Annotated in this window: 13 protein-coding genes; 1 reads left to right on the top strand and 12 read right to left on the bottom strand. The window is 65.1% G+C overall.

All coding sequences use genetic code 11. The annotated features are described in order from the left end of the window. Window positions 1–29: 29 nt before the first annotated feature. On the top strand, window positions 30–1,049 hold the full coding sequence (locus VQ071_RS28155) for a peptidylprolyl isomerase (RefSeq protein WP_340518087.1): 1,020 nt from the start codon (window positions 30–32) through the stop codon (window positions 1,047–1,049). Between the two features lie 342 nt (window positions 1,050–1,391). On the opposite strand, the gene VQ071_RS28150 is transcribed toward VQ071_RS28155, so the two are convergent. From VQ071_RS28150 to VQ071_RS28095, 12 genes are all read right to left on the bottom strand, one after another. Next, window positions 1,392–2,303, bottom strand: coding sequence for an IS1595 family transposase (locus tag VQ071_RS28150; RefSeq protein WP_340518085.1), 912 nt, complete (start codon window positions 2,301–2,303; stop codon window positions 1,392–1,394). 611 nt (window positions 2,304–2,914) lie between these two features. After that, window positions 2,915–3,373, bottom strand: coding sequence for a S1 domain-containing RNA-binding protein (locus VQ071_RS28145; RefSeq protein ID WP_340518083.1), 459 nt, complete (start codon window positions 3,371–3,373; stop codon window positions 2,915–2,917). 144 nt (window positions 3,374–3,517) lie between these two features. After that, window positions 3,518–3,835: an FtsB family cell division protein gene (locus VQ071_RS28140; protein ID WP_340518082.1), complete on the bottom strand. Its 318-nt coding sequence runs from the start codon at window positions 3,833–3,835 to the stop codon at window positions 3,518–3,520. A 122-nt stretch (window positions 3,836–3,957) separates the two neighbouring features. After that, entirely contained in the window at window positions 3,958–4,560 is a 603-nt protein-coding gene (yabQ, locus tag VQ071_RS28135) for a spore cortex biosynthesis protein YabQ (protein ID WP_340518081.1), read from the bottom strand. Beyond that, window positions 4,557–4,838: a sporulation protein YabP gene (gene yabP / locus VQ071_RS28130; protein ID WP_340518078.1), complete on the bottom strand. Its 282-nt coding sequence runs from the start codon at window positions 4,836–4,838 to the stop codon at window positions 4,557–4,559. The genes yabQ and yabP overlap by 4 nt, the downstream gene beginning before the upstream one ends. A gap of 120 nt (window positions 4,839–4,958) precedes the next feature. Continuing rightward, window positions 4,959–5,240 (bottom strand): RNA-binding S4 domain-containing protein, encoded by a 282-nt coding sequence (locus VQ071_RS28125; protein ID WP_340518076.1) that lies wholly within the window; start codon window positions 5,238–5,240, stop codon window positions 4,959–4,961. Between the two features lie 3 nt (window positions 5,241–5,243). After that, a complete protein-coding gene (locus VQ071_RS28120) occupies window positions 5,244–5,516 on the bottom strand; it encodes an HU family DNA-binding protein (protein ID WP_340518073.1) in 273 nt (90 codons plus the stop codon). Between the two features lie 202 nt (window positions 5,517–5,718). Next, window positions 5,719–7,203, bottom strand: coding sequence for a nucleoside triphosphate pyrophosphohydrolase (mazG, locus tag VQ071_RS28115; protein ID WP_340518069.1), 1,485 nt, complete (start codon window positions 7,201–7,203; stop codon window positions 5,719–5,721). A 180-nt stretch (window positions 7,204–7,383) separates the two neighbouring features. Continuing rightward, window positions 7,384–9,207, bottom strand: a complete 1,824-nt coding sequence (locus tag VQ071_RS28110) for an oligosaccharide flippase family protein (RefSeq protein WP_340518068.1) — start codon at window positions 9,205–9,207, stop codon at window positions 7,384–7,386. Between the two features lie 224 nt (window positions 9,208–9,431). Further along, a complete protein-coding gene (locus tag VQ071_RS28105; RefSeq protein WP_340518066.1) occupies window positions 9,432–11,558 on the bottom strand; it encodes an alpha-galactosidase in 2,127 nt (708 codons plus the stop codon). 147 nt (window positions 11,559–11,705) lie between these two features. After that, window positions 11,706–14,093, bottom strand: coding sequence for an alpha-L-rhamnosidase-related protein (locus VQ071_RS28100; RefSeq protein WP_340518065.1), 2,388 nt, complete (start codon window positions 14,091–14,093; stop codon window positions 11,706–11,708). 598 nt (window positions 14,094–14,691) lie between these two features. After that, window positions 14,692–17,166: a spermidine synthase gene (locus VQ071_RS28095; protein WP_340518063.1), complete on the bottom strand. Its 2,475-nt coding sequence runs from the start codon at window positions 17,164–17,166 to the stop codon at window positions 14,692–14,694. Window positions 17,167–17,168: the final 2 nt, after the last annotated feature.

Genomic DNA, 17,168 nt, shown 5'->3' with positions numbered 1-17,168 from the left:
CGCGCAAGCAGGAAGTTTGTCAGAAGGCGTTGGCGAACCAAAAGTTTTTTCCGACAGAACTTCCCGACGATCCGCGCGGTTTGTGCGGCTTGTGTGGTTTGCGGAATACCGCGCCACAGCAGCGGTTGGCGATATGTTCGCGGCCTAACCGCAGCCGCCAGCGCTTAAAAACCGCCGCTATCCGACGGCAATTCGAGGTTGCTGCACTGACGGCATTCGGGACCGGAATGGCGTACCGGCGCGAATGGCGCTATCCGGTGTTGCGACATGGAATTACTTTGGAGCGATATGCTATGATACGGGAGGTGAATGAGGATAAAGGGGGCATAAACATAATGAATGGCAAACGAACACAAGCTTTAAGCATGCTGCTCCTGCTTGCAGCTGTATTGACGCTAATCGCGGGCTGCGGCAGCAGGCTGAACGAGAACCGGTCAGGCGGCGCTATATCTTCGCCCGCGACGGCAACCGCCACCGCTTCAGCCTCGGCAACGCCAGCGTTCGATCCGTCTTCGGACAACGATCCCATCGTCATGATCGAGATGGACAGCGGAGACAAGATCGTCATCGAGCTCTATCCCAAAGTCGCGCCGAATACCGTCAACAACTTCATCTCTCTGATCAAACAAGGCTTCTATGACGGCACGATCTTCCACCGTGTCATACCGGGCTTCATGATCCAGGGCGGGGACCCGGATGGCACCGGCATGGGCGGACCCGGATACGCCATTAAAGGAGAGTTCGCTGCAAACAACGTGGACAACCCCTTGCTCCATACGCGCGGCGTCCTCTCCATGGCTCGCTCAAGCAAGAGCAACGATACCGCCGGCTCCCAATTCTTCATCATGGTGGCCGAGCAATACCCCTCTCTTGACGGCCTCTATGCGGCCTTCGGAAAAGTCGTATCCGGCATGGAAACCGTCGACCAGATCGTCAGCCTGCCTACGGACGAAAACGACCGCCCCAAAACACCGCCCGTGATGAAAAACGTAACGGTCGATACAAAAGGCGTTACCTATCCCGAACCCGAGAAGGTTACTCAGAGCTAGTCCGTTTGCTCCGCTGAAATATAAAAAGGGCAAGGCAAGGAAGCTCCAAGTGAGCGACTTTGCCTTGCCTCTTTTGCGTTACATGGGGTCCGCGCAGAAGTATATATGAGCTTTTTTCCCTTTTCGGGCCTTATCCCCTTCGCTCAATTTGGTAGCCTCTCTACCTACACTCTATCTACCCCATGCCCAACGCTATGTTGATTTCAGTTCCACTTACGAAGCCCCATCCTATGTGCGTGACCTGCGAAGCTCGAGTACTTGTCAATTTTGGCGCATGCTACGCAAAGCAAGCCATGGATTTTGCGTCCAACAGGTACCAGAGATAAAGCTATGCAAGATCCGTTAACAAACTCTAGAAAGATGTCTCCACTTGCTGACCCGCAGCTGCAATCGCCGCCTCGTCAGCTGACGGCAGGTCACCGTCCGCCGCGTTCCGCACAGCTGCAGCAGATGCCCGAGCACTTGGTCGCCGCGCTTCGATATGTTGAACACAAACGATTGATGGTTTAAATACGCCTGCAAATACTTCGGTCCAATCCCCTGCAGCCTGTGGTCGAACCAATTCATCGCATGCCGAAGTAGCGCCGACAGCGGCTTCAGGCTCTTGACTCCATAGTAGGGGTACATTTTCATCGACTTCACGCTCTCCGGCGCATGGTGCTCCGCGAACTCCTCATATACGAACCGGCCCAGCAGCCGCGAGTTGCCCGTCACGCTCCGGTCCATATGCTCCATCTTGATCTCGAGCAGCTCTTCGTTATCGTCCATCGCCGCGCCGATCACGACCGGCTGATGCTCGGGCTTCATATGCAGGCTGCCGCCCGAATACCACTTGAATCCATAGATGCCGCCCGTAACCGCCACTGCACCTGTGAGCTGCTGCCCCTCCGCCTCCTGCGTCAGCGCATCGCGCAGCTTGTGACCGATCAGCCATGCCGTCTTGTAGGTCACCTGAAGAATCTCCGCCAGCTCGACGGACGTGCCCTCCTCCGCCACCCACAGCATCGCCCGGAACCACAGCCGAAGCGGCGTGCGCGTACCGTGCATCACCGTGCCTGCCGTGATCGACGTCTGCCGCTTGCAGGAGGAACAGATGTAGAGCGGATACTTGCGCGTCCGGAGGACCGAGCAGTGCGCGTAGTTGCAATCCGGGCAACGAAAGCCGTGCGGCCAGCGCGCCTGGTACAGCGCTTCGACACACTGCGCCTCCGTCCACGACTCCCAGGAACCTGCAGGCAGATCGATCAACAGCATAGGTCACGCCTCCAAATAAGGAACATTTGTTCCCATTTTAAATGGTGACAAAAGCGGTTGTCAATTGTTCCCTGGAGATTCGTTGAGCGAGCGGGATGAGCCCCGAAAAGGAGGAAAAGGGGACGATCACGGGTCCCGGACTGAGCGAAAGGGATAAGCCCCGAAAAGGAGCGAATGGGGACGATCACGAGCCCCCGGACTGAGCGAAAGGGATAAGCCCCGAAAAGGAGTGAACGGGGACGATCGCGGGGCCCGGACTGAGCGAAAGGGATAAGCCCCGAAAAGGAGTGAACGGGGACGATCGCGGGGCCCGGACTGAGCGAAAGGGATAAGCCCCGAAAAGGAGCGAATGGGGACGATCACGGGTCCCGGACTGAGCGAAAGGGATAAGCCCCGGAAAGGAGCGAACGGGGACGATCCTGAGCCCCGGCGTGAGCGAAAGGGATAAGGGCCGAAAAGAGGCGGAGAAGCAATAGCGCCTGCCAAGAGTGAGCGAAGGGGATTAGGCTGTAAAGAGGCGGAGGAGCGGGCATGCGGTAAACAACAAAAAACCGGACCCTGGGTCCGGTTGGTATCTATATAACGCGAGAACGATGAACGACGAATGCCGTTCAGGAACGGCGTCCGCCGCGTCCGCCGCGCTTAGACTCTGTGCTTTTCTTCAGGTTAGAGATACGTTCTTCACTGTCCTTTAGGAAGCGGGATACTTTGTCCTCGAAAGTGGCGCGGGTCGGTCCTCCGGGTCTGAAGTTCCTGCCTCCGCGATCGCCTCCGCCGCCGCGCGGACCGCGGGGTGGATATTGCTGCTGTTGCTGCTGTTGTTGCTCTGGCGGTTTGTCGACCGCCTGCCGGATCGACAGCCCGATCTTCCCGTCTTTGTCAACGTTGATGACCTTGACGGTGACGACATCGCCGACCTTCAGATGGTCCTTGACGTCCTTGACGTAGCTGTCTGCGATCTCGGAGATGTGCACGAGGCCCGTAACGCCCCCGGACAAGTCCACAAAAGCTCCGAAATGCGTGATGCCGGTTACTTTACCCTCCAATTTGGAGCCCACTTCGATGGCCATAAAAACCGAATTTCCTCCCTGAAGAAAGTGTGCCGAGATCCTAGCGGCTTCAAACGATAAGTCCGGCTGTGCTGATTATAACCGATGTAGAAAAGTAAGGTCAACCGACGTCCGCCCTTGCAGGGCTTGGCCTCCCGGATTTGCTCACGGCGCCTTGGGCTTCAACTGGATGGACTGCTCGCCAGGAAGGGTCATCCCCTGCTGTCTGGCGATCTGTCCGATGTATTCGTCGTCGTTCAGCCTGGCAATCTCTTGCTTCAGCGCCTGATTCTTCTGTTCCGTCTCGGACAGCTTGGTTCTGGCATGATTCAGCTGAGTCGATCGGTCGGACGCATGGCTCTGTTGAACAATTAAAGTGTAGATCGCCCAGCTCATGAACAGAACGACAAGGAGCAGCAGCAGCTTCAGACGCCGCTTAAGCCCGACCGATGCCGACGTATTCGCAGATGTACTAGTAGGCATGCAGCCGATCCTCCTTGCAGTTCACACGCGAGTGCTACATCTTTGGTAGAATTCATTATAGCATAGTTGGGAAAAATCAAAATATCCATCTTGCGTCATGCTTTGCGAGCGGAACTTGTCGGTTACTCGTCTTTATTCGAGCCGCGCAAGATAAGCCATACTTCCTTTACCCGGTCCCGGATACGTTGAAACATCTCTCTCAATCGATTAAATTGCCGGCGTACCGGGAGCAGCCTGTCCCACAGCCAGCGGCCAAGCGGAGTCAACGGTCGAAGCAGCAGCTTGGACACCCACAGCAGCACTGCCGCAGTCACGACGAACACGGCATCGAGCAGAGCCGCCAGCGTGCGCACAATCCACAGCACGGGGACGACAAGCAGTATCCGGATCGTGCGCCAGATCAATATTCCCACTTTGCGGAGCATATCGAAAAGCCACCCGGCCGTCCGCAGAACTGTCGAACTGAATAGGCCAAAGTATCCAGTAACCCCGATGCCGATGCCCAGAAATACGTAAAGTCGTACTTCACCATGATTGACGCCGATCAGGATACGAAAAACGATCAACGTCGCCGCTATCCAGTAAACGAGGTCGAGCATGGGGAATAGCCAGCGGCGAAAATGAAGGCGCCCCGCAGCCGCCCGGTAGATGTCGAAGACGGTGCCCATGCCGAGGCCGCACAGGATCATCGCGCCGATCGTCGACCAATGGACGGCGGCGTTCACCGGAACAGCTTTCCGAGCAGGCCTTTGGATTTGGACGAGCCCTTGCCGTCAAGATAGATGAAGGCGTCGATCGAGCCCTCGATGGTCACGAGCCCCTGCTCCAGACTCAGGTTTTTCATATGAAGGTTATGTCCGCGCACGGCAAGCGCACCGCAGACCGTGTCCAGCAGAAATTCCTCGCTGTCGAAGCTCTCAACCTGGCTCACGCCCGTGATATCCATTATTTTGCGACTTTGCAGACGGACATCCTGCATCTTGCCGCTCTTTCCCTGGTCCATGGCGCGTCCCTCCTCTTTGGATGAGACTAGCATATGGGGGAGCAGAGGCAATTAGAACAAGCAAGAGGCGGCGGCGACAATAAAAAAATCCTCTATCCCCGCCAGGGAGATAAAGGATGATTAGAGAAAAGAATCGTCGCTCTCGCGCTTGCGCATTTCTTCCTTCACAATCGAGTAGAGGCCTTCTGCGTCTTCTTTTTTGGTCGACTCCAGCAGCTTCTCCACGCGGACGGTCAGTATTCGCTGGCCGTACTGGATCTCAAGCTCGTCGCCAATCTTCACGTCGGCGCTCGGCTTGGCTTCGCGCCCATTGAGAAGGACGCGCCCCTGATCGGACACGTCCTTCGCGACGGTGCGCCGCTTGATAAGCCGCGACACCTTCAGGAACTTGTCGAGACGCATCGATTACTTGACAGCGTCCTTCAGCTTGTTGCCGGCTTTGAAGGCAGGAACCTTGGAAGCGGCGATCTCAATCGTCTTGCCCGTTTGCGGGTTGCGGCCAACGCGGCCGGAGCGGGAGCGGGTCTCGAACGTGCCGAAGCCGATCAGTTGAACCTTGTCGCCTGCTGCAAGCGCGTCGGATACTTCGCCCAGAAAGCTGTTCAGTACGTTTTCTACGTCTTTCTTCGTCAGGCCGCTTTTTTCGGAAATGTTGTTGATCAGGTCCGTCTTGTTCATGATTAATTATTCCTCCCGTATTGGAAAATCCTCATTTAGGTTGGCGCTGTTCGCCTTACAATCCGTGTTGTCTTGCAGAGCACGAAGAGTATTATTCTTCGCAGTCTGATAAATTCCTGCAATTTCCGCAAAAATTAATTCGAAAAAAAGCGGAAAAAGGCGGCAATTCAAAGAAAATGGAACCTTTGGACTAGTCGCCGCGCTAGAGATCGGTGTGCTTGGCTTGTTGCCACCATTCTTCCATCTCTAGTAAATCAGTCTCGTCAAACTTGCGGCCGCTTATACGCAAGCGCTCTTCGATATAGCCGAAACGGGCGGCGAATTTGCGGTTCGTGCCGGCCAGCGCCTCCTCGGGGTCGGCGCCGATGAACCGGGAGGCGTTGATGACCGCAAACAGCAGATCGCCAAGCTCCTCGCGCTGCCGCTCGGCAGGTTCCTCGCGCACGGCTGCCCTCAGCTCGTCCAGCTCCTCGGCGATCTTGTCCCAGACGCCATCCAGATCCGGCCAGTCGAAGCCGACGCCGGACGCCTTCTTCTGAATCTTGTGGGCGCGCGGCAGTGCGGGCAGGTCCTTCGGAATGCCGTCCAGCAGCGAGATGCGCTCGGGCCGGCCCTTGAGCCGCTTCTCCTCGGCCTTCATCGCTTCCCAGTTGCGCAGGGCTTCCTCGGCATTGTCCGCGTCATGCGTGCCGAAGACATGCGGATGACGGAAGATGAGCTTGTCGTTAAGCTCCGCAAGCACGTCGAATACGTCGAACGCGCCGGTCTCCTCCTCCATCTGACTATGCAGCAGAATCTGGAGCAGCACATCGCCGAACTCTTCCTTCATCCCGTCCGGGTCGTCGAGATCGAGCGCCTCGATCGCTTCGTAGGTCTCCTCGATAAAGTTGCGGCGGATCGACTGGTGCGTCTGCTCGCGATCCCACGGACAGCCCTCGGGGCTGCGCAAAATCGACACGATCTCGTGCAGCCGCTCGAACGAATGCCGCTGCAGGCTCGTATCGTCGCTGGCGGGGACGTAGACGAGCATCAGATTGCCGTAGCTCTCCTGGCGATCCAGATCGTGAAGCGGAATACGCGCGATTCGCTCTTCGCCCGCCACGCCGAGGGCTTGTCCGACCACGATCTCGTGGTCGTCCGGGTACACGCCCATCAGCGTCAGCTTGACGTCGGATGCGGTATAACCGTCATAAACCTGACCGATGACGGTATGCAGCGACGGCCGCAGGTGCTCCCGCTTGAGGCTCGCCGCGTCCAGCAGCTGGAAGCCCTCGATCGGGTCGAAGCCCAGGCGTACGAACGCCTGGTCGAGAAAGCTCTCGCCGCCGAGAATGCGCAGCGATACGCCCCGCGTCCCGGCGCGTTCGCGCAGCAGCTGTACCGTGCGCTCTGCGACCATCGGATGGCCCGGCACCGCGTATACGACGGTGTCTTCAGGATGCTCCGCAGCCCGCGCCAGCAGCGTCTCGGCGATATCCTCGTATACCTGCTCGAAGCTGTCGCTCTGCTCGTACAGGGCATCGAACGGCTCGAACGCAATGCCGCGACGCGCGAGATCCGCGACTGCCGGATGCTCGGCCGTACGACAGTAACGGAGCCGGGCGGCTTCGAGCGACTTCAATATGCCGAGCGTCAATTGGTCCTCCCCGCCGGAGCCCAGCCCGACGACGATGATGGATGGGGGCATGCAGATTCATCCTTTCCGGTGCCATAGGTCGATAAGCCAGTATAGTTGGAAAAGGAAGGCGAAGTCAAAACGACGGGCGCTGTCCGCTGCGAATCAATCAAAACGGCCGACGGCATCGGGGGCCGCCATGGAGTCCGAAAGTAAGGAATAGGGCAGGTCGATCGCTGCGACGGATGACGACTAGCGGTGCGGGCTGGCCTCGCCATCGTGCGGCGGCAGCCCTTCGGGGCGGCGCGATGCGGGGCGGAGCCGCATCAGCCAACGCTCGGCGCGCGAGCCGGCGATGCCAGGCAGCGCGCGCCATTCGCGCGGGCCGAGCGCGCCGGCGGCGATCAGCGCCGCCGCGAAGGCGACCGCGCCCAGCGCGATGCACGGCAGCGCTGTGAGCGCGGCAGCGGCGCGCGGCGCGAGCTCGCGCGTGAGCGCCGTGAGCGCGAGGCGCCCGCCGCCTGCCGCGGCGGCCAGCGCTGCGAGCGCAGCGGCGAGGCGCCAGGCGGCGCCGGCGCCGGTGTCTGCGCCCGGCGCTGTGAGCGCGGCCCGGCGGCGCAGGGCGCGCAGGTTCAGGGCGGCCGCGACGCCGTAGGCGCAGGCGGCGGCAGCGGCAGCGCCGGCGATGCCGTAGGCCGGCGCGAGCGCGGCATTGAGCGCCGCCTTGACGAGGGCGGCGAGGGCCAGGTGCAGGGCCGGCGAACGCAGGTCGCCGAGCCCCTGGAGTACGGCGGCGCTGACGGCCTGCAGCGCGGCGCCGAGCGCGGCGGCGCCCAGCACGGCCATCGCCGCCGTGCCGTGCGCGTCCGCGAAGAGCGCGACGTTGATCGGTCGCGCCAGCAGTGCGAGCCCGAGCGCGGCCGCCGCGCCGAACCACCAGGCCAGACGCATCGCAAAGGCGGCCTGGGCGCCGCTCTCGGCGTCGATGCCGCCGCCGGAGCGGGCCATGGTCAGGCTGGGAACGAGCGCGGCGGCCGCGCCTCCCGCAGCCATCGACACCAGCTGCAGCAGCGCGATGCCGCGATTGTACTCGCCGAACGCCGATATGGCGGCGGACGCGGTGGCGCCCGCGCTCTGCAGCAGCCGCGGCAGGGTGAACGCGTCGATCAGGCCGAACAGCGGCGCCACCACCGACCCTGCGGCGACGGGCAGCGCCACCCGGACGATCCGGCGAAGCAGGACGCGGCCCGGCTCCGGATGATGGGCCGCTGCTGCGGCGGAATCGACGGAGGCGCCGGGGGTGCGGGAGGCGTCTGTGCCGTCCGGCGACCGGGGCGCGCTTGCCGCCGCCGCGTCAGCGACGGCCGCGCGCTTGCGTGGCGGCGCTGCGGCGTCTGCCGTCGCGGCCCCGGCAGCGCGCCTGTCCGCACGCCGGCGCCAGCTGCGCCGGCCCGCGATCAGCATCGCGGCCAGCCCGGCGACCGCGCCGGCCGCCAGGCCGCCGTGCACGGCCGCCGCCGTGGCGGCCGGCGACCAATCCCGCCGCAGCGCCCAGCCCAGGGCGCACAGCATAAAGGCGACGCGCGCGCACTGCTCCGCGAGCTGAGACAGCGCCGGGCGGCCCATCTCGAGCCGCCCCTGCGAATAGCCGCGCAGCGCGGCCGTCAGCGGCGCCGCGAGCAGCGCCAGCGAGGAGGCGCGGATCGCATCCGCCGCCTCGGGCGCGCCCATCCAGGCGGCCAGCGTATCCGCGGCCGCCCAGAGCGCGGCGAACGCGACGAGCCCGCTCGCCGAGAGCAGGACGGCGGCATAGCGAAGCAGCCGCCTGACTCCGCGCTCGTCGCCGGCGGCGATCCGCTCCGCGACGAGCGCGGACACCGCGACGGGTACGCCCGCCGCCGCCAGCGTCATCCACATGACCGCCAGCGCGTACACCGCGCTGTACAAGCCGAATACGCGGTCGCCCGCCAGGTTTTGCAGCGGGATCTTCTGGAGGGTGCCGATGAGCTTGGATAGCAGCGCGGCGCCGCCGAGCAGGGCCGCGCCGCGCATCAGTTGAGAAGATGGACTTTTCAAGACGATTGTCCGGCTGCGGCTTGCGCGGCCGGCGCTCCTCCGTTCATGCGTTTCGAGTGAGAACATTATAGCACAATCGCAAAGGAGAGCCGCCTGCCTGCCCGCTCGCTGCCCGATTCCGACCAACGCAAAAAGAGCGCCGCTCCGCCGCCTCATAGGCGGCCATGCGACACTCCCTGTACCGAGCCGCCACGCATGCATCTGCGTTTCCGCTCGTATGCGGCCTACCTGCCGCCTTCCATTTTCCGAAGGACAAAAAGTCCCGACTGCTCCTCCGCGAAGTCCGCGAACAACAAGCCCTCGCTCATCAGCTCCGCGCCGCTCGCCTGCCGCGCCGGCCCGCCGTCCAGATCCTCGACCGCATAAATCGCGTCCGCGTCCAGCGCCCTGAGGGCGATGCGCCGCTGCGTCTCGTCGCCGTCGAGCCGGAATACGAAGAGCAGATGCTCGCCGCCGCCCGCCAGCGCGTACTGGAACGCGGCCCAGCGGGAGCCTCTCCCGTCGCGCAGCGGCTGCTCCGTCAGCCGGTACAGCTCGCCTTCGCGTACGAAGCGGCGGACGACCGTCCGGTACTGCTCCGTGTGCCTGGCGAGCCGCTCGGCGAGACGAGCCGGCAGCTCGGGCAGGCGCTGGGAGACGCCGAAGGCGCCGAGCATGCCGATGCGGGTGTAATAATCGAACCGCGCCGTCGTGAGCGCGGGATCGTGGGGATCGAAGCGCTGCCGCGGATGATCGGCGATCCAGTCGGAATAGCTCCAGTGCAGCGCCCGGTCGGGCGCCATAAAGGTGGAGACGCCCCAGAAAACCTGAAGGCTGTGCTCCGGCCAGTCGGGATCGCTGAGAAAGGAGGCGTGCGTATGCCGGGCCATCCCCAGATCCAGCCGCAGCCCGCCGGAGGAGCAGTTCTCGAGCAGCACGTCCGGATGCGCCGCGCGGAGCCGGTCGAGCACCTCGTACAGTCCCTCAATGTGCGCGTACAGGCCGTCTCCCTCGCCGTGACCGTGATCGATCCGGTCGCAGCCCGCCTTCGGATCGACGTTGAAGTCGAGCTTGATCCAATCGCAGCGATACGTGCGGATCAGCCGGTCGAGCTCGGCGAACGCCCACGCCCGCGCCTCGGGATTGCCGAGGCAGACGTAGCCGAGCGGCTCCCCCTCGCGCAGCGCCGGGAAGGTGGGATGCCGCCGCGACAGGGCCGCATGGGGCCCGAGTCCCTCGATCTCGCACCACAGGCCGAATCGCATGCCGAGGCCGCGCACATGCTCGGATATCTTGAGGAGCCCGTCCGGGAAGCGGGCTTCGTTCACCTTGTCCCAGTCGCCCCGGATGTCGTGCCAGTGCAGGCTGCCCTCGGCGTCCCCGAACCAGCCCGCATCCAGCGTACAAGCCTCGAAGCCGAGCTTCGCCGCCGCGTCTGCGTTGGCCATGAACGTGGCCGCGTCGATCCGTTGGTCTTCGTAGCTGAACCAATGGTTCCACTCGGCGGGCAGCTGCTCGATCAGCGGGCCGCGCGGATACCAGTGCCGCCGGCCGACGCGGGCGAGCGGGAGCGAGATCGTATGCAGATCGGCATGGCGGCCGAGCGCCGCCGCGATATGCGGGCTGTCCATCGACTCGCCCGGCGCCAGCGTCCTGGCGAACGCCCAGTCGTGCAGCCCCGCGCATACGGCGATGCCGCCGTCCTCACGGCGTTCGCCGCGCACGATCCAGTTGCCCGACCACATCGGGCTGACGTGCAGCAGCGCGCCGTCCTCCCGCACGAGCGTCGCCCAAGGATGCATGCCTTTGGAGGAACGGCCCCAGCGGGTCTCCGCGATGAAGCCGTCGACGATCGGCGCCGCCTCGGGCTCGAACTCGGCTCCCCAGTCGCTCCGGTACGTCAGTACCTGCCACTCGCCCTCGGACAGCTCCAGCTGCAGCGGGTCGATCCGCTCCACGAGGAGCGCGGCGTCGCTTGTGTTGCGGATCGTGAGCCACCGCTCGAACACCGGCTCGCCCTCGTATACGATCGTATGGCAGTCGATCTCGAACCGCAGCTTGTCGCAGCAAAAGCGCACGGTATAGCGCTTCAAGCCGCTCTCCGGCGCCGCCACCCATGACCCGAGCGGCCTCAAGCTCCTGGAGCGGCTCCCGACGCGGATGCCGCCGCATTGCACGATAAAGTCGCCGCTGCGTCTCTTGTCGTGGCTGAGCTCCCGGCAGCCGTGCAGTCCAAGACGGCTTAGACCGGCGCCCTGCGTCTCTTCTTGAACGTAGAGTAGACTGCCGTTCGACCAATCGTGCCCGGCCGCGGTTGCTCCTCCGTCTTCACTCTGCTGCCAATCGTGCCGCACGTCGCCCGCCATCGTCATTCTCCTTTCTCCTGCCGCGCGCTCGGCTCGGCTCGACTGCTGCCGACGCGCGTATCGCCTGGTTTGTCCGCATCTATCACGAATATATCTCCTGGCCGCTCGCTGTCAAGACTCGGTTTGCAGTCGGCGCCCCCGGCCAACCAACGCTCAGATGTCCCGCTCGACGCGGACCTCGTACGATCCCGCTCCCGCCAGGACGATGCGCGCCTCTCCGTCCGGCCCGTCCTCCTGCCGCTCCGCCGGGCTGCCGTCGACGAAGATGCGTGCGCCCGCGGCCCGCGGCAGATCCAGCTCCACGGTCCAGCCTTGGCCCTCCACCTTCACCCGATACGTATCGGCGCGGTCGCCGAGCGCGATCTCCAGATCAAGCTCCGCCGCGCATGCGCCGTGGCCGACGGCGACCCGCCGGATCGCCGCCTCGCCCCAGGCGGACGGCAGCCTCGGCCGCAGCGACAGCCGCTTGCGATGCGCCTGCGGCGCGATGCCGAACATGAACCGGACGATCGGCCAGTGGATGCCGTAGTTCGTCCAGGCCTGGACGAAGCAGCCGTAGTCCGGCGACATCTCGCTGATCGAGCCGGGCAGACGCCGCCCGAAGGTGGAAGCGATCAGCTTGACATAGCGCAGCGCCTCGTCCATGCGATCGTAACGCGCCTCGGCCACCGCCTGCACGCCCGTGGAGATCGTCATCATCTGCGTCCGGTACATGCCGGACAGATACGTGCCTGCCGGGCCCGTGAACTCGTCGGTGCCCATGCGTTCCAACGCCCGCAGCGCTTGGCCGCGCGGCGCCAGTCCCGCCTCCATCGGCGTGTTGATGACCCAGTTCTTGAACAGCCACGGACGCTCCGCGTCCGGCGGCAGGTCCGCGATGTCCGCCTGCATCGCGCGCATCTCGTCCACGGCGCGTTCGGCGCCCATGGACTTGGCCCGCTCGATGTAGATCGGCATGCGCTCCCGCACGGCCGCCACACGCGCCATCGCGTCCGCGTACAGACCGTCGGCTTCCAGCCACAGGTCCGTATTGATCTTGTCCGCCAGCCGGGCGGCGGTCTCGCGCCAGCCTGCCGCGTCCTGCGCGTCCCCGAGCAGCGCCGCCATCTCGGCGCCCGCCAGCAGCGCGGTCCACGTATAGACGGCCGTGTCGATCAGCTCGACGTTGAGTCCCTCAATCTCCGTGATGCCGTAGCCCTCCGGGAGAAGATCCCCGTCCGGGTCCATCTCGCCGAGCAGCCATTCAAGGCCCTGACGGACCGTCGGATAGGCGCGCTTCAAGTAATCCCAATCGCCCGTCCAGTTGAAGATCTCCCATACGCTCTGAATATAATGCGGCGTCTCCTGCGTGTTGCCCGGATTGGCGACCAGTCCCCATGTCGTCAGCTCGTGGATGATGCGCCCGTTGCCGTTGGTCCGCTCGGACGTCTCGCGGATCAGGTCCGACGTCTCCAGCGCGAGCGCCTGCCGGCCGGTCGCCAGCAGCGCGGGCAGCGCATAGCTGTTGTCGCAGCCGAACCACCAAGGGTACTCCGGGATGCCCGCGGTCAGACCTCTGCCGACGCCGGGCACGTCCAGGACAAGCCACTCGTTGTGAACCTTCACCCAGTCGAAAATGCGGGTCAGCTCCGCATCCGGAATGTCGAGCGCCGAGCGCGACAGCAGCGACTCATAGCGCGCCCGCTTGGCGAGGCGCATCGCGGCATGATGTTCGCGGATATGCGTAAATGCCGCCAAGGCCTCCTCTTCGGAGCGGGCGGAGCCTGCGATAACGAACCGCAGCTCGGCCGTGCCGTTCGCGGGCAGCGCGACGCGCAGCCGCAGGCTGCCGGATGCGCCGTTGCCGGCCGTAGGCAGGCGGGAGGGCAGCGGGGGCGTCGACGACTCGTCGCGTGCGGCGGCGTCTTCGCCCGCAGCGGGCTCGCAGCCCGGCGCGTCGCTGCCGAACGCGACGAACCACGGGTGGTCGCGGTCTCTGGCGACGACGGCGCCGAGCGCGGCGTCGGCCCGGGCTTCGTCAGGCGCGTCGACGACGCCGGCCTGCTCCGAGAACCATACCGGGCGCAGCTCCGTCCGGCCGTGAAAGACGGCCGTCAGCTCGCGGTCGCGGCCGCTCGTGTCCCGCAGGCGATATTCGACGACGAAGCCGGCATGCTCGTCCGGGCAGAACTGGCTGCGGACGGCCTCGATGCCGAGACCGTTCAGCCTGTAATCGTGCTCGTTGAAGTAAGCGTAGTTGCGGAACGCATCGGCCTTCTCCAGCCAGACGCCGCCGGACGAGTCGCCGCTCTCGGCGAGATGAAGCCAGAAGCCGTCCATGAGCTTGATCGGATGCGCCCACAGGCCGCCCATCTCCTCCGGAATATGGTGGCCGAAGTCGGGAAATCCGCCGTCCTGGCCGCCGATCATGGAGCTGCGATGCCCGGCGCAGACGAATAAATCCATGACGTCCGTCTCCTTCGTCTCCCGGCCCTCCGCCAGTCCGTCCAGCCGCAGGGCCGTCTCGACCTGCTGCAAGTTTTCCTCCGATTGATGTGCCATGCGCTGCATGCTCCTTCCGTAGTCGTCAGTCGTCGTTGCGTATCGTTATGTGCGATTGGATACCGGCTGCTGCGGCATAGACCGGCCAGTGTGCGCGGCCCCGGCAGGCGCGATTGCCTGCTGCGAAGCCCGGAACGTTGCGAATATGCAGCGAATTGCGCCGAATGCAGGAGCTCGTCGTGCGATAGCTGCCAAAAGACATCTAACAACGGGAATTGGGCGAAAAAGAGAAACGAATCGGCGAATTAACTGCCATGTAGCAGCTATCGGCGCGCAAAAACGAGGTTTCGTGAAAAATAGATGCATGCCGGACATAATCGTCCTGTTCATGCGGGATATACGCGGTCGTGCGAGTAGAAAGGGAGCGGTGGCCGGGCGCGATCAAGCGAGCTGCAGAACGTTCGCCCTGGCCGCGAGACGCCGCTGGCGTTCGAGGACGCTTGCGGCTTCGGCTGCCGGCAGCACAGCGCGGGATCCAGGCTGTTCGGGCGGTGCGCCCGCCAGGCCAAGCACGGCTCATCGCGCTACGCTTCGATCCGTGCCGGCACCGCCAGGCACACCCGGCCCGGCACCGCGCCGCAACAGCACCCCCGCCGCCCTAAGCTCCGCCGGCGTCCGGCGACTCGCCTGGCGCAGGCGCGCGCCGCAGCGCGGACAGCAGCAGCACGAGCGCGTAGCAGGCGCAGGCCGCCGCGAGCGCCCAGCGCAAGCCTGCGGCGAGCGACAGCGCTGCGCCGAGCCAGGAGCCCCACACGCCCGCGATGCCGTTCACCGCGAACAATAGCGGCGCGCTGCCGCGCTGCCTGCCCTCCGCGGCCTCCATGCGCAGCGGCAGCGGGACGCCCATGAGCAGCCCGAGCGCGGCCGCAGCCATTCCCAGCACCGCCAGCCGGGCGCCGAGCCCCAGCTCGAGCAGGCTCGCGCCCCACAGCGATTCGGCGACGGCGAGCAGCACGATCAGCAGCGCGGCGCCACCGGCGCCGACCGCTTCGGTCAGCCGCCGCCGCCCGGCGAGCCGGCTGCCGAGACTGCCGCCGACGAGCATCGCCAGCAGCACGACGGCGGTCGCCGCCGCGGGACTGCCGGCGTACTTCATCGCCTTCTGGATGAACGCCGCCTGCAGACACATATAGCCGATGCCGACAAGCATGCTGACGAGCAGCGGCTTGCCGCCAAGGCGCAGTCTGTCCGGCGCCGGCATGCCCGGCGCCCCGCCCCGCGACGGTCTGATCCCCGCCTCGGACTGCTTCGGCGGCGCGACCTCGCGCCACCATACCCATACGGCGAACAGCGCGGTGAGGCCGACGATGACGCCCAGCCAGGTCTGGAGGGACCCCGGCATGCCCGGCGTCAGCTTGTAGAAAAACGGCCGGTCGTCGGTCGTCGGATACACGCTGTAGTCGCTGTCGCGCACGAACGTGTCGAACGACTGCTTGCCCGAGACGAGCGGCTGCAGGAATTGTTCGTTCGAGCCCGGCAGGAACAGCGGCTGCAAGCCAAGCGCTTGCGCGCCTGCACGCAGCGTATTGAGCTGCGCGTCCGCGAGCGGCGAGCGCTGGATGACGGTCAAGGTCAGTCCCGGACCGGCGGACTCGGACGACGCCATGAGCAGCGCGGCATGCTTCACCGCGGCCGAAGGCGCAGATCCGGTCTCGTCCATCAAGGCGCCGAGGCCGGTATAAAACGCCCGCACGCCCTCGATGCCCTGGTGCGAGATGACGATGAGCCGGCCGCCTTCGTTGAGCCGGTCCAGATAGGCGCGGAACGCTTCGCGCGTGAACGCGTAGTTCTCCGTCAGCGCATGCCCGTTCACGCCGCCGACCTGCGAGTACACGAGGTCGAGCGCGATCAGGTCGTAGCGCTCGCTGCTGCGCTCCAGCACGGTGCGGCCGTCGCCGACGACCGCGGTCACATCCGGGCGGTCCAGCAGCCCGCCATTGTAGGCGGCGTCCTCGCGCATAGCCCGCACGATGCCGTCGCTGAGCTCGACGGCGGTCACCTGCTTCGCGCCGGCGAGCAGCGCGTACAGGATGTCGCGCCCGCCGCCCGCGCCGACGATCGCGGTCTTCGCAGCCGGACCCGCCGCGAACGGCAGGAACTCGATATCTTTGGCGAGCCCCGCCACCGAAGCGAGGTTGCCGTCGAACTTGTACATATAGCTGCCTGCGCCGCCGTCGATGAACACGGTCTTGCGCGCAGGATCGCTCCCGGAGACGACGTCGGCCCGTGCAAACGCGTCCCATTCGGTCCGCTCCAGCGTCGCGCCGCTCTGGCGGAGCGCGCCGACGATCGTCTTGTCGGGCGCCGCGCCGCGCATGCCGGCGAAGTCGATCGCCCACCCGCCGGCGCCGGCGAACAGCCCGCCGAGCACCGCCGCCAGCGCGAGCAGCGGCAGCAGCGGCACGAGCCGCCTGCGGCCGCTCGCTGCGGCGCCGCGAACGGTCGGCGCGAGCAGCAGCAGGGCTGCCGCGAACGCGGGCGCGGACAGCGCGAACATCGCCTGCAGCCCGCCCCACAGCTGGATCAGCCCGTAAGCGGCCGCCACGCCGACGCCTGCGCCGAGCAGGTCCGCGGCGTACAGCGAGCGCGTGGCGGTGACGGCGGACAGCGCCTTGCCCATGCTCCAGCCGAACAGGACGAACGGCACCGCGCCCAGCAGCGCGTACAGGGCGAGCTGGTCGACGTACGGGAACCGCGCGAGGAAGAAGCTCAGCAGGGCGGTATATGCGCCGAGCGCGAGCGCCGCGAAGCCGGCCGACCTGCCGGCGTCCGCGGCAGCCGCATCTGCGCCGCGAGCCCCGTCGTCCGCTTCAGCGGAAGGCGAGGCTGTACCGGGCCGTACCGGTCTCGCCTCCGCCGCGGCAACGGCGGCGGTTCCCCGTCTTCGGGCCGCGTAGCTGCCGGCCCCGATGCCGAAGACGGCGAGCGAGACGACGAGCGACACATAGTGATACTGCAGCAGCACGCCGAATACGTTGGTCAGCGCCATCTCCAATCCCAGCGCGGCCGCCGACAGGCAGCCGACGCCGAGCATCCAGCGATACGTCCCGCTTTTTCCTCCCGCCGCTGCCATCG

Source organism: Cohnella sp. 56 (genome assembly GCF_037963805.1).
In the GTDB taxonomy this organism is placed as follows: domain Bacteria; phylum Bacillota; class Bacilli; order Paenibacillales; family Paenibacillaceae; genus Cohnella.
The sequence above is the reverse complement of the archived record's forward strand: the minus strand, read 5'-3'. Positions and strand labels throughout refer to the sequence as shown.